The sequence below is a fragment of the Polymorphospora sp. A560 genome, from assembly GCF_045781765.1.
GTDB lineage: Bacteria > Actinomycetota > Actinomycetes > Mycobacteriales > Micromonosporaceae > Polymorphospora > Polymorphospora lycopeni.
The window spans coordinates 2,067,793-2,080,730 of the sequence record NZ_CP122282.1 but is presented as its reverse complement, the minus strand read 5'-3'; the positions used below and the strand labels follow the sequence as shown (position 1 = coordinate 2,080,730).

Annotated in this window: 12 protein-coding genes and 1 pseudogene; all 13 read right to left on the bottom strand. The window is 74.1% G+C overall.

The features are described from left to right. Position 1 precedes the first annotated feature (1 nt). Positions 2–481: pseudogene (locus tag QCD66_RS09495) on the bottom strand (DUF2567 domain-containing protein); the annotation flags it as partial. Between the two features lie 196 nt (positions 482–677). Next, positions 678–2,501: a hypothetical protein gene (locus tag QCD66_RS09490; RefSeq protein ID WP_375734854.1), complete on the bottom strand. Its 1,824-nt coding sequence runs from the start codon at positions 2,499–2,501 to the stop codon at positions 678–680. A 143-nt stretch (positions 2,502–2,644) separates the two neighbouring features. Continuing rightward, the gene (locus QCD66_RS09485; RefSeq protein WP_375734853.1) at positions 2,645–4,588 is read right to left on the bottom strand and encodes an AAA family ATPase; all 1,944 of its coding nucleotides are present in this window, start codon (positions 4,586–4,588) and stop codon (positions 2,645–2,647) included. Between the two features lie 135 nt (positions 4,589–4,723). Then, positions 4,724–5,743 (bottom strand): hypothetical protein, encoded by a 1,020-nt coding sequence (locus QCD66_RS09480; protein WP_364221493.1) that lies wholly within the window; start codon positions 5,741–5,743, stop codon positions 4,724–4,726. A gap of 42 nt (positions 5,744–5,785) precedes the next feature. Continuing rightward, a complete protein-coding gene (locus QCD66_RS09475) occupies positions 5,786–6,664 on the bottom strand; it encodes an RluA family pseudouridine synthase (protein WP_364221554.1) in 879 nt (292 codons plus the stop codon). Positions 6,665–6,738: 74 nt separating this feature from the next. Then, on the bottom strand, positions 6,739–7,395 hold the full coding sequence (gene lspA / locus QCD66_RS09470; protein WP_375734852.1) for a signal peptidase II: 657 nt from the start codon (positions 7,393–7,395) through the stop codon (positions 6,739–6,741). A gap of 17 nt (positions 7,396–7,412) precedes the next feature. Continuing rightward, on the bottom strand, positions 7,413–7,835 hold the full coding sequence (locus QCD66_RS09465; protein ID WP_357544201.1) for a TraR/DksA C4-type zinc finger protein: 423 nt from the start codon (positions 7,833–7,835) through the stop codon (positions 7,413–7,415). Positions 7,836–8,076: 241 nt separating this feature from the next. Continuing rightward, complete coding sequence (locus QCD66_RS09460; protein ID WP_375734851.1) at positions 8,077–9,579, bottom strand: potassium/proton antiporter; 1,503 nt, start codon at positions 9,577–9,579, stop codon at positions 8,077–8,079. Positions 9,580–9,600: 21 nt separating this feature from the next. Next, positions 9,601–9,942, bottom strand: a complete 342-nt coding sequence (locus QCD66_RS09455) for a DUF167 domain-containing protein (protein ID WP_375734850.1) — start codon at positions 9,940–9,942, stop codon at positions 9,601–9,603. Between the two features lie 138 nt (positions 9,943–10,080). Further along, complete coding sequence (locus QCD66_RS09450; protein ID WP_375734849.1) at positions 10,081–10,848, bottom strand: hypothetical protein; 768 nt, start codon at positions 10,846–10,848, stop codon at positions 10,081–10,083. Between the two features lie 53 nt (positions 10,849–10,901). Next, positions 10,902–11,705, bottom strand: coding sequence for a DivIVA domain-containing protein (locus QCD66_RS09445; protein ID WP_357537516.1), 804 nt, complete (start codon positions 11,703–11,705; stop codon positions 10,902–10,904). A 52-nt stretch (positions 11,706–11,757) separates the two neighbouring features. After that, positions 11,758–12,057: a YggT family protein gene (locus QCD66_RS09440; protein WP_357537518.1), complete on the bottom strand. Its 300-nt coding sequence runs from the start codon at positions 12,055–12,057 to the stop codon at positions 11,758–11,760. A 24-nt stretch (positions 12,058–12,081) separates the two neighbouring features. Beyond that, entirely contained in the window at positions 12,082–12,786 is a 705-nt protein-coding gene (locus QCD66_RS09435) for a cell division protein SepF (protein WP_364221482.1), read from the bottom strand. Between the last annotated feature and the right edge of the window lie 152 nt (positions 12,787–12,938).

The window sequence follows — 12,938 nt, the reverse complement described above, 5'->3', positions numbered from 1 at the left end:
ACCAGCCGGCCAGCAGGGTGTACGTGACGGCGGCGGCGAACGCCGGCACCAGCAGATCGCCCTGGAGGGTCGGGATGAAGCCGAACACCCACTCGAACCGGCCGGCGCGCAGGTCCGGCGGCCGGCTGAGCAGTTCGCCGACCGGGGCGGTCTCCAGCAGCCGCTGGTATTCCGCCAGCCCGACGCGCCGGCCCACCTGCCAGGCCAGCGGGGCGGCGCCGAGACCGCCGACGACGACGGCGACCAGCCCGGCCGGGCCGCGCTGCCCGCGCAGCAGGAGCCAGCCGAGCACCGCGGCCGCCACCCCGAAGGCCAACCCGAGCAGGCTGAACCAGCCGTCGGCGGCGACGAACTGCTCCGGCTGCGGTTCGGTCAGCGCGCCGCCGGTGGCGGTCCGGACCACCGGCACGTCCGGCGCGACCGCCGCCCACAGCAGTCCGAGCGGTGCCCCGAGCCCGGCGACGACCAGTGCGGTGGCCACGGCCACCAGCAGCGTCCGGCCGGCCGGCCCGCGTCCGGGCGAGATGCCCGGCACCGGTGCCGGGACCGGCTGCGGCCCGACGGGCGGCTCAGGGTTGACGACACTCACCGGTTGATCCTCCCAGGCGTCTTCGGGGCCGCCCACCCCCGGGCCGGGCCACGAACGGCCGGCCCGCCGGGGCGTACGGGGGCGCGTCTCACCGCAGTCCGCGTACGTCCCAGGCCCACAGTTCGGGCGTACGGATCGGGGGCACGCCGAGGATGGCGGTGACCACCGGTTCGGCGAGTGCGCCGTTGGGGTGCAGCGGCACGATGAAGCAGTCGGCGTTCCAGTGCCGGATGTCCTCGACCGCCTGCGCGCGTACCTCGTCGGTGATCTCCGGCACCCGGGCCTTGATGATCGCGTCGTAGACGAGGTCCTCGGTCGGCCGCGACGCGGTCCCCCACTGTCCCTTGCCGTCGGGGCCCCGGGTGATGTGGTAGCCGCCGTGCACCGCGTACCGGTAGCCGGCGTCGCGCTGCCAGGTCATCTGCCGGATGCCGTCGACGAACGCGACGACGGTGCCGCCCTCGTCGGCACATTCCCGCCACTCCCCCTGGCTGACGAACCCGGGGGTCGGCACCCCCTCGACCGCGGCGGGCGGCAGCGGGACCAGCGGTACCAGCACCGCGACGACCGCGGCCGGCCACAGGCGGGCCAGCGGGCGGTCGCCGGCTGGTGCGGCGCCGGCGGCGAGGGCCCGGTCCCAGGTGGCGGCGACCAGGATCCCGATCACCGGGATGAGCACCATGCCCAGCCGCAGCGGGATCACGTCCCGGAAGAGCGGCAGCCGGTCGACCAGCTCCCAGGGGCCGGGTATCCCGACCGGCTCCCCGGCCAGGTGCAGCTCGGTGCCGAGCGACAGCAGCCCGAAGCCGATCCCGGTGAGCACGGCACAGCGGATCGCGATCCGCCGCCACGTCCACGCGGCGCAGACCAGGGCGAGGACGAGCAGCGGCCAGCCGAAGAACGTCGCCTGCTCGCTGACGTTCGGCGAGTAGCGCTCGGCGGTCAGCGGGTCGCCGCCGAGGGCGTACGTCGGGTAGTTGACGAAGGCACCGAGGTCGCCGGGGTACTTGTGGTTCGGGACCCCGTGGTAGGCGTGCGGGCCGAAGAACTGGGTCCACAGCGGGTAGCCGAGCACGAGAAGGGCGATGGCGACCGCGAGGGCGAGGCTGGCCAGCGCGCCGCGCAGCCGGTCGCGCAGGTCCCGCCACCGCCAGAGCGCGTAGCAGGCCAGGAAGGCGGCCAGGGCGAGCGCGGCCAGGAAGATCGGCTCCTCGCCGGTGAGAAGCTGGGCGGTGGCCAGCAGGCCGAGCCGGATCCCGTTGCGGAGGGTGCGGCCGGGCTCGCCCAGCCGCAGGACGACCCACAGGATCAGCGGGATCAGGAAGAGCGCCGACATGTGCAGGTGCCCGGTGGCCTGGGAGACCATGCCGGGCGCGAAGCCGCAGAAGAGCCCGCCGACGTAGGCGGCGGACCGGGCGTCGACGACCCAGCGCAGCAGGAAGAAGTACCAGGCGACGCCGGTGCCGGCGAGGGAGAGGGTCAGCAGCAGGGTGGCCGACAGCCCGGGGCCGCCGAGCAGGGTCACCGGGGTGAGGACCACGCCGGGGAGCAGGACCGAGGTGTTGGCCATCAGGTTGACGCCGTTCGGGGCGCCCAGGTCCGTGGCGAAGAACGGGTTCTCGAGGTTGGTCACCGCCATCGCGGTGTGGCCCAGCATCCACTCGAAGAGCTCGTAGTCGGCGGCGTTGTCGTACAGGACCCGGCCCTGCGGGTCGGCCCACAGCGGGCCGAAGACCGCGACCGCGGCCAGCAGCATCGACACCACCACCGCGAGGTGCCACCAGCCGGCCGGTACGGCCGCGGCGCGGTCGGCCAGCCCACCGAGCCGGTCGGCGGTGACGGACCGGACGGTGGAGTGCCGGTCGTTGTCGCCGCGCTGCGTGGGAGTGCGCGCATCGCCCGAAACAACCACCTCCGGATCCTATGCGCGTACCGGACGGGGCACAGTCGGCGACCACCGCCGGTGGCCGGGAATCGCCCGCCCGGGACCGCCCGGCACGACCGTGCGCCGACCGGGCGGAACCGGTCGCCGTACGGCCGGGGGCCGCGCCCCGGTCAGCGGGCGAACGGCTCCAGCATCACCGACGCGGCCCGCAGCCAGGCGTCTCGGGTGGCGGGTTGCAGTTGCCCGTACTCGATCGAGGAGCCGGTCTCCAGGGCCGGGTCGTACGGCACGATCGCCACCGCCCGGGTCCGGGTCGCGAAGTGCCGGGCGAAGTCGTCGAGCATCGGCGACTTCTCCGGGTTGGGGCACGACAGCAGGGTGACCGCGTTGGCGGCGAGGTCGCTCATCCCGACCTCGTGCAGCAGGTCGAGCATCCAGTCGGCGGTGAACGCGGCGTCCTCGCGCGGCACGGTGGTGACGACGAGCTGGTCGGCGGCCTGCAGGACGGTACGCCAGTTGGCGCTCTCCACGTTGTTGCCGGTGTCGACGCAGATCACGTCGTGGGTACGGCGCAGCAGCTCCAGCACCCGCTGCACGGTGGCCTGGTCGAGTTGCTGGGCGAAGCGGGAGTTCTCCTCGCCGGCCAGCACGTCGTAGGAGCCGTCGGAGGCGTGCCGCAGGTAGTCGTCGAGCCAGTCGGTCAGTTCGATGCCGTGCCGCCCCTCGATCTCGGGCAGGTCGGCGATCAGGTGCCGGATCGTACGGGCGTGCCGGGCGCTGCCGGCGCGCAGCCCGAGGGTGCCGCGCAGCTCGTTGTCGTCCCAGGCCAGCACGCCGCGGCCGCGCACGCTGCCGACGGTGGCGGCGGCGAGCACGGTGGCCGTGGTCTTGTGCACGCCACCCTTGGGGTTGGCGAACGCCACCACCCGGGGCGTGCCCATGTCGCGGCGCAGCACGCTGGCCGCGCGGGTCACCTCGACGTCGACGTCGGTGGACTGCCACTGCAGGGCGCCCGGGGCGACCCGGGCCTCGGCGCGGGCGGACGGCACCCGGGCCGACCCGATCCCGGTGCGGGTCGGCTCCGGACGCGCCGCCTGCATCGGCGCGGCCCACGACGGCTGGGGCGGCTCGGTCCACGACACCTCGGTCCGCGGCGCCTGCGGCTCGATCCACGGCGCCTCGACCCGGGCCCGGCCGGGGACCTCGGCGCGGGAGCGTACCGGCGCCTGCGCCCGGGACTGCCCCCGCGGCTCGTCCACCGGCTCCGTCCACGACGACTGCCCGGCCGGCTCGGTCCACGACGGGCTCGCCGGCTCGGTCCACGACGACCGGGCCGGTTCGGTCCACGACTGCCCGGCCGGCTCCGTCCACGACCGGGGCTGCGTCCACGGCTCCTCGGTGCGGGCGGGCGGCTGCGGCTCGGTCCACGGCGCGTCGGTCCGGGACGGGGTCGACGGCTCGGTCCACGACCGGTGGTCGCGCGGCTCGGTCCACGGCCGCTCGACCGGTGCGGAACCACGCGGCGGGTCGGCGGTGGGGGCCGGGTCGAGCTGGGGGCGGTAGCCGTTGTCGAGCAGCGCCCACCGGGACCCGCCGGGCGGCTCCGGCTCGGGCGCCGGCTCGGACCGGTAGCGCGGCTCCGGCTGGTAGGTCGGCTCGGCGCGGCCACGGGCGCCGGGGTCGTATCCCGGGTCGGGCCGGAACTGCGGCTCCGGCTCGTAGCGGGCCCCGGGGTCGTAACCGAGGTCCGACCGGGCACCGAACTCGTAGCGGGAGTCGGGCAGCGGGTCGGACAGCGGGTCGGCGGGCGCGTACCGGGGTTCGACCCGGGCGGAGCCGACCGGGCTGGGATCGACCGGTTCGTAGCGGGAGTAGTCGGCCGGACCGGGGTCGGCCGGATACCGCCCGGAGTAGCCGTGGTCGGCCGCGCCGCCCCGGTATCCGTTCGCGCCCGGTCGCGGCGCCGGCTCCTCGGCCCGCCGGGATCCGCCCCGGCGGTCGCCGACCTCGGGCTGTTCACCGGTACGCCCGCCGAGCCGGGCCCGGTCGAGCAGCGCCCGCCAGCGCGGGGCCGATTCGGCTGGCCGGCCCCAGCCGGCCTCGGTGCCCTCCACGGCTCACCCTCCCCGCGCCATCGGTTTCGCCTGACAGGCTACGAAGGAAACCCTATTCGGGCTACACCGGACCGCCTACACCACCGTCAGCATGTTCCAACGCCACGGACCGTCACCGGGATGTGGGCGGACCGGTCACTGTCCGTCCGAAGGGGTCGTCCCGGTGCCCGTCGGCTCGCCCGGAGCGCCGCTGGCGCTCTCCGCCGGGGTGGGCGTGACGGACGGTACACCACCCGGCGAGGTCTCGCCGGACGGCCGTACCCCGTCCGCCGACGGTGTCCGGGTCGGTTCCGGTACGGCGGTGGCCGACGGCGTCGGCTCGTCGGCCGGTCCGGCGATCCCCTGGTCGACCGGGGGTCGCACGAAGTCCACCTGCTCGGGCAGGGGCGGCAGGAACACCGCGCGGTCCAGCCGTCGTACCTCCGGCGCCGGGTCGACGGCGCGGACCTCGGACCTCGCCGCGATCCGGTCGAGCCCGGCCGGCGTCGCCCGGACGACCGCCGCGTAGACGCAGGAACACCTCGACCGGTAGGCGGTGGCCTCGGCCGCCGCCACCTGGGCCCCGCTGCCGTAGACCGCCCGCAGGTGCCGCTCCGGCTCCCCGTCGCCGGCCACCTCGTGGGCCCGCTGCTGGTAGTCGGCCGCCTCCCGGTCCTTGCGGCCGGCGACCAGGCCCATCCCGGCGACCACGTCGGTCGGGATCCGGAAGGCCGGAATCCGCACGATCTGGGTCTGGGTCTCCGGCAGCGGCACCCGGGTGAAGACCTCCGACACCGCGACGCCGTCGAGGACCGCGGTCAGCCGGTCGGGCGCCAGGTAGGCGGTGAGCGTCACCAGGGCGTACGTCTCCCCCGACGGGGTGTCGACCGGCTCGGCCAGCATCCGCGCCAGTTCGTGGCGGCTGGCCGAGACGTAGCTCGGGATCGAGTCGCCCTCGACCACGCCGACCCGTACGACCTCTCCGACGGTCGGGTCGCCGGCCTGCCGGCGGTCGGCCGCCCACACGGCGGTGACCAGCACGGCGGTGACCGAGAGCAGCGCGGCACCGGTCAGCACCCGGGACCGCACCGGCCCCTGGCCGAGCCGGGCCATTCCCCGGGCCAGGGGTGGCAGGAGGATGCTGTCCAGCCGTCGCAGCAGGTCGCCGGCACGCACGGGGGAATTCACTCCCTTTGAGGCGGAGGTCGCGGAACGCGCTCAGCCCCGGAGTACGGCCAGCGCGTGTTCCAAGTCGTCAGGGTAGTCGCTGACGAACCGAACCTCTTCGTCCGTACGGGGGTGTAGGAAGCTGAGCGCACGGGCATGCAGCCATTGGCGGGACAGCTTGAGCCGACCGGAAAGTGTCGGGTCGGCACCGTACGTCAGGTCACCCACGCACGGGTGCCGCAGGGCCGAGAAGTGCACCCTGATCTGGTGCGTACGGCCGGTTTCCAGCCGTACGTCGACCAGGCTGGCGGCCGGGAACGCCTCGACGGTGTCGTAGTGGGTGACGCTGGGTTTGCCACCGGACACCACCGCCCACTTCCAGTCGTGCGACGGGTGCCGGTCGATGGGCGCGTCGACGGTGCCGCGCAGCGGGTCGAGGTGCCCCTGCACGACGGCGTGGTAGCGCTTCTCGACCTCGCGGTACTTGAACGCCCGCTTCAGGACGCTGTAGGCGTGTTCGCTCTTGGCGACCACCATCAGCCCGGTGGTGCCGACGTCGAGGCGGTGCACCACGCCCTGCCGTTCGGCGGCGCCGCTGGTGGCGATGGTGTGTCCCATCCCGGCGAGTCCGCCGATGACGGTCGGCCCGGTCCATCCCGGGCTCGGGTGGGCGGCGACCCCGACCGGCTTGTCGACCACCACGATGTCGTCGTCGTCGTAGACCACCCGCAGGCCGGGTACGACCTCGGCGGTGACGGTGGGCGGGGCGGGCGGGGCGGGCAGCGTGACCTCCAGCCAGGAGCCGGCGCTGACCTTCTCCGACTTGGTCCGTACGGTGCCGTCGACGAGCGCGTCGCCGGCCTCGACCAGGGTCGCGGCGGCGGTGCGGGACAGCCCGAACAGGCGGGACACCGCCTGGTCGAGGCGCATCCCGTCGAGGCCGTCGGGGACCGGCAGGCTGCGGCGGTCGCCGGTGGGGCGGGCGCCGGCCGGCGCTCCGGCGGTCACCGCTCGGTCCGGGCGACGGGCCGGGCCGGGTCGGCCGCGGCGGCGGGTTCGGGTTCGGGTTCGACCGACTTGTCGCGGCCCTTCCCGGCGGTGCCGCCGGTGGCCTCGCGGGCGCTGATCCGGGTGCCGTCGCGCTGGCGGCCGGTGAACTCGAGGAAGATCGCGAACAGCACGCCGCAGACCAGCGCGCTGTCGGCCAGGTTGAAGATGGGGAACACCTGCCCGCGCGGGTCGAAGACGCTGACCATGTCGATGACGTGGCCGAGGAACGGGCCGGGGGCGCGGAACAGCCGGTCGACCATGTTGCCCAGCGCCCCGCCGAGGACCAGCCCGAGCGAGATCGCCCACGGCACCGACCGCAGCCGCAGGGCCAGCCAGCCGATCCAGCCGACCACCACGATCGTGACCGTCGGAAAGACCCAGGTGTAGTCGCTGCCGAGGCTGAAGGCGGCGCCGCTGTTGCGGATCAGGGTGAGGTAGACGGCGCCGCCGAGCAGGCGTACCGGCTCGCGGTCCTCCAGCATCTGCAGGGCGAGGTGTTTGGTGCCGAGGTCGGCGAGCACCGTCACGACGGCGATCGCCGTGAGGACCGTCACCGCCCGCCGACGGGTCGCGGCCGGGCGTGGCCCGGCCGCGTCGGGTACGGCGGTCATCTGGTCCCCACCGGCATTCAGCGTCGCTCCTCCAACTGCTTGCACGTCACGCACAGGGTCGCCGACGGGAACGCGGCGAGCCGTTCGACCGGGATCGGGTTGCCGCACCGCTCGCACCAGCCGTAGGCGCCCTCGTCGAGCCGCTCCAGCGCCCGTTCGACCTGCGTGATGCGCTCCAGGATGCTGTTGACCAGCGAGATCTCCTGCTCCCGCTCGAGCGTCTTGGTGCCGGTGTCGGCCTGGTCGTCCCCTGCCGAGTCGGTCAGCCGGCCGCGCTGGAGTTCGGTGATCTCGCTCAGCGTCTGATCGTACTCGGCGCGCAGTTCGTCGCAACGCGCCGCCAGGGCGGCCCGGATCTTCTCGGTCTCCGCGGCACTGCGGGTGCCCTTGGCGACCGGCTTGCCGGCGGTCGCGGTCTTCGTGTCGGCTGGCTTCGCCATCGTCGCTCCCTTGGCCGCGGCGTCCGCGGCGATCGGCGGTGCCTGGACAGGACCCCGCGCCGCCGTACTCGTCGACGGGCGGGTGTGGCTCCCAGTTGCAGAACGGTGCGCGGCGGTCGCCGCGCACTCCGGAGATTCGCAAGAATACGGAACGTACACACGTCCGACAACAGGCTGCCCGGTTCTGACTGGTTTGCGCCCTAATTAACCGCCAAATTAGGGCAAAGGGAACTCTAGCTGATCATTCCGCGCGGCCGTCACCATATTCGTGAAACCAACGGGCCAACCTGCCGCGCCGACCGACCGCCCGCAGCCGCCGCTCGGTCTCGTCCCGCACCTGCGCGGTCGCCACGATCAGCAGACTGTCGCCGACCTTGAGCCGGGTCTCCGGCCCCGGCACCGAACCGGTCCCGTCCCGCAGCAGCAGGGTAACCACCGCCCCCACCGGGAGCCGCAGTTCGTCGAGGTGCACCCCGGCCAGCCGGGACCCCGGCGGGATCTCCAGCTGCAGCAGGTCGGCCCCCATCCGGTCGAGCGGCGCCGTCTCCACCACGATCTCCGCCGGCTCGGCCGGCGCGGTCACCCGCAGCCGCGCGGCCACCGGCGCCAGCGTCGAGGTCTGCACCAGTGTGAAGATCACCACGAGGACGAACACCGCGTCGAACAGCCGGGCCGCCCCCGGCGCCCCCGCCGACAGCGGGATGGTCGCCAGCACGATCGGCACCGCGCCGCGCAGCCCGGCCCAGGACAGGAACAGCCGCTCCCGTACCGCGATGCCGAACGGCAGCGTCGACACCAGCACCGACAGCGGCCGGGCCAGGAAGACCAGCGCCACCCCGGCGACGATCGCCGGCAGCAGCGCGTCGTCCAGCCGGGCCGGCGAGACCAGCAGGCCCAGCAGCACGAACAGGCCGATCTGGGCCAGCCAGGCCAGCCCGTCGGCGAAGCCGAGGATGGCCTGCCGGTGCGGCAGCCGGGCGTTGCCGAGCACCACGCCGGCGACGTACACGGCGAGGAACCCCGACGCGTGCACCACGGCCGCCGCCGCGTACGCCAGCACGGTCAGCCCGACGGCCGCGATCGGATACAGCCCCGCCGCCGGCAGCGCGGCCCGGCCGAGCAGCCACTGCCCGGCCCGGCCCACCAGCAGGCCGACCGCCGCTCCCAGCCCCAGCTCGTACGTGAGCAGCAGCCCCTCCCACCACCACGGATGGGCGCCGAAGCCGGTGGTGGACAGCAGCACGACCAGCAGCACGACTGGGGCGTCGTTCATCCCGGACTCGGCCTCCAGCAGGGCGACCAGCCGGCGCGGCAGGCGCAGCCGGCGCAGCGTCGCGAACACCGCCGCGGCGTCGGTCGACGACAGCACCGCGCCGTAGAGCAGGGCCAGCCGCCAGTCCAGGCCCAGCCCGACGTGGAGCACCGCGCCGACCACGACGATGCTCACCGCCACGCCGAGCGTCGCCAGCGTCGCCGCCACGGCCAGCACCGGCCGCAGCGTGCTCCACCGCGCGGTCAGCCCACCCTCCGCGATGACCACGATGAGGGCGCAGAAGCCGAGGGTACGGGTCAGCTCGGCGTCGTCGAACCGGATGCCGAGCCCGGCCTCCCCGATCGCGACCCCGAGCGCCAGGTAGACCAGCAGGCTGGGCAGCCCGAGCCGGGTGGAGAACCGGACCGCGGCGACGGCGACGAGCAGCACGGCGGAACCGATCAGCAGCGCGAGGTCGAGGTTGCCGGTCATCGCGGCCCCTCGCCGACGGCCTCAGTGCGCGGATCCGTCGCGCAACCGGCGCAGCCGGGCGTCGAGCGCCGGGACCGGACCGTCCACCACGAACAGCTTGTCGCGGCTGGCCGCCCCGGTGCGCAGGATCACCGCCGCCGGGCGTACGTCCAGGGCGGCGGCGAGCGCCTTGCGGACCGCCTCGGTGGCCCGGCCGTCGACCGGCGGGGCGTTGACGGCGACCACCAGCGCCGGCCCGTACGGCCCCTCGTGGCAGCCGCCGACCCGGGCCCGGGACGCGCCGGGCTTGACCCGTACGGCGACGGTGAACGGTCCGGACGGGGTCGGCTCACCCGCCGTACGGCGGCCGCCGGCACTGGTCATGCCTCATTGTGCAGGTCGACCGGCCGGCGCCGCGTCCGTCGGACAGCCGAACGGTGGGCCGGCCGGGTGGCCAGCGGCGCCGGGCGTGAGCGCTGGCGAGATCCGGCGGGAGTGGCCGGTGGCCAGATCCGTCGCGGGTCAGACCCGGCGGGCGTCGGCGAGCAGGGCGCTGTCGGGCTCGCACAGGCTGCACGGGGTGAAGCCGAGCTCGACCGCCTCGCCGACCGGCAGCGGTTCGCCCTCCCGGCCGAGCAGGTGGACGCAGCCGCCCAGGTGGTAGCGGGGCCGTCCGTCGACGACGAGGACCTCGCTGGACATCCGGGCGATGCGGGCCGCCTCCGCGGGCGAGACGTACTGGGCCGCCGGCTCGTCCGGCGGGTCTTCCTCGCCCGCCGGGTCGGTCGCGACCGTCTGCGCGGTCCGGTCGACCGAGGTCGACCGGTAGACGGATTCGTCGACCGGCGCCGACCGGGTGAACGGCTGGTCGGCCGGTGCCGAGCGGGGGAACTGTCCACGCGGACCGGGATCGTCGGTCGCGCTCTCCTGCGGGTAGCCGCCCTGTGTCGGCACGGCCGGGGCGATCGGCTCGGCGACCGCGACGGACGTGTCGCCCTCGGCCCAGCCCCCGGCGCCGTGCCGGGTGGCCGGCTCGGTCACCCGGGCCCCCGCCCCGCCGCGGTGGTAGTGCGGTTGGTCATCCTCGTCGCCGGCACGCGGATCCAGGTCGTCGCCAAGGCCGGCCCCCGCGCGGGCGGCGGCCGCCTGTCGGGCACCCACCACCAGCGCGACGGCGGCCAGCAGGCTCGCGGCGATCGAGCTGATCAGCAACGCGCTCGAACCGTTTGCCAGTCCGAGTACGAGCAGCGTAACGGCGACGAGGATGAGCAGCAGACTTCCGACGATCACGGCTCACCCCCGCCGCTTGAGTTGACGTTGTCCTCTGTGGTCGTGGACCCGGATCAACGACCGGCTTCGAGCGCGCCGGAACGGCTCCCGCCGTAGGACCCGGAGATCCCCGCCGCCGCGAACCCGGAACCGTTACCGGAACGGCCCCCCACCTCGGCGCGGGTCATCTCGCCCTCGAGCTTCTGGCCGCGGCCGTCGAGGTCGCGGAGCTGGCTCTCCAGGTAGGCCTTGAGCCGGGTGCGGTATTCGCGCTCGAACTGCTTGAGCTCCTCGAGCTGCTTCTGCAGCGCGGTGCGCTTCTCCTCCAGGCCGCCCATGGCCTCCTGGTGGCGCTGCCGGGCGTCCCGCTCCAGCGCGTCGGCCTTCGCCCGCGCCTCCCGGGTCACCTCCTCGGCCTTGCCGCGGGCGTCGGACAGCAGCTTGTCGGCTTCCCGACGCGCGTCGGACACGTGGTCGTCGGCGGTCCGCTGGGCCATCATCAGCACCCGGAGGGCCTGCTGCTCGCCGTCGCCGCCCGAGACCGGGCCGCCCTGCGCGCGGATCTGCTCCAGCTCGGCCTGCATCGCACGGGCCGCCTGCTCGGCCGCCGCCTTGTCGCGCTGCACCCGGTCGAGCTGGGCCTTGGTGTCGTTGAGCTCGGCGGCGAGCCGGGGGTCGGCGCCCGGGCCGGCTGGAGCGCCGCCACGACCGCCGCGCTCCACCTGCGCGCGCAGCTCGTTGTTCTCTTCGATCAGACGGGCGAGCTCACGCTCGACCTCGTCCAGGAAGGCGTCGACCTCTTCCTCGTCGTACCCCCGTTTGCCTATCGGAGGCTTCTTGAAGGCGACGTTGTGGACGTCGGCCGGGGTCAGCGGCATCGAAACTCCTCGGGTCAGTTGCGGCCGCGTGGCTCGCTGGTTCCCAGGACGTTCACCTGAGGATCAGCGGCCTTAACACGAATTCCATCAGCACGAACAGGATAACCAGGAGCACAAGGGAGGCCAGGTCGAAGCTCACGGTACCAATTCGCAATGGTGGGATCACACGCCTCAACGCCTTGAGGGGCGGATCAGTGACGCTCCACACGGATTCCAATCCTGCGGATGCCCCCCGACCGGGCTGCCAGCGGCGGCCGTACTGGAGCACGGCGCTGAGGACGAACCTCGCCAAAAGCGTCAGAAGGAACAGGTAAACGATGAGATACAGGACTTGCAGCACGATAGACAACACGGCAGGCGGGGTCCCTCGGTCGGGTTAGCTCAGACTGAAAAACCCGCCCTCAGCGATCTTGGCCTTGTCCTCCGCGGTGACCTGGACGTTGGCCGGTGAGAGCAGGAACACCCGGTTGGTCACGCGCTCGATCGTACCGCGCAGCCCGAACGCCAGCCCGGCGGCGAAGTCCACCAGGCGGCGGGCGTCCGCCTCGTCCATCTCGGTGAGGTTGATGATCACCGGTACGCCGTCGCGGAAGTGCTCGCCGATCGTGCGCGCCTCACGGTAGGTGGTCGGGTGCAGCGTGGTGATCTGGTAACGCTGCTCCTCCTCGGCCACCACGGCCCGCTCCCGCACCTGCACCTGCGGTGCCAGGGCGAGGTTGTCCCGGGTCTGGTAGCTGAGCGCGGACGACGACTCGGAGCCGCCGGCCCGGGTGATCGAGCGCACGCTGGAGCGCTCCGGACGGTCGATCCGCTCGGTGCGCTCGACCCGCTCGGGCTCACCCCGGTCACGGTCGAGGTCGGCGCCGCGGCCCACGTTGCGCTCGGCGAGCCGGGCCCGCTCGCTGGCCCGCGCCCGGGGCAGGGCCGGCGGCTCGTCGCGGTCGTCCTCGTCGTCGTTGAACTCGTCGGCATACCGGCTCTGCCGGTAGCCCGAGTCGCGGTAGCCGCCGTCGTCGTAGCCCCGCTCGTCGTCCTCCTCGACGAGGCCGAGCCAGACCCCCGCCTTGCGCAGTGCACCCATCGCCGCGCCCCTCCGTCCGCCGTGCGGCACGAGCCCCCCGTGCCGTGCCACTGTCACGCGCGTGGACACTGTGGTGTCCACTTCGGTGACCGGACCGGCTCCCCCGTGGTCCGCGGCCGCGGCGGTGTCCCCCGCCGGGCACGGAACCGTCA

What these genes read in the sequence shown, in the direction of transcription:
- QCD66_RS09475 (WP_364221554.1), bottom strand. Translation starts at nt 6,664, where the DNA reads ATGCGCCTCGACCAGGCGGTGTCCCGCCTGTTCGGGCTGTCCCGCACC.
- lspA (WP_375734852.1), bottom strand. Translation starts at nt 7,395, where the DNA reads ATGACCGCCGTACCCGACGCGGCCGGGCCACGCCCGGCCGCGACCCGT.
- QCD66_RS09465 (WP_357544201.1), bottom strand. Translation starts at nt 7,835, where the DNA reads ATGGCGAAGCCAGCCGACACGAAGACCGCGACCGCCGGCAAGCCGGTC.
- QCD66_RS09460 (WP_375734851.1), bottom strand. Translation starts at nt 9,579, where the DNA reads ATGACCGGCAACCTCGACCTCGCGCTGCTGATCGGTTCCGCCGTGCTG.
- QCD66_RS09455 (WP_375734850.1), bottom strand. Translation starts at nt 9,942, where the DNA reads ATGACCAGTGCCGGCGGCCGCCGTACGGCGGGTGAGCCGACCCCGTCC.
- QCD66_RS09445 (WP_357537516.1), bottom strand. Translation starts at nt 11,705, where the DNA reads ATGCCGCTGACCCCGGCCGACGTCCACAACGTCGCCTTCAAGAAGCCT.
- QCD66_RS09435 (WP_364221482.1), bottom strand. Translation starts at nt 12,786, where the DNA reads ATGGGTGCACTGCGCAAGGCGGGGGTCTGGCTCGGCCTCGTCGAGGAG.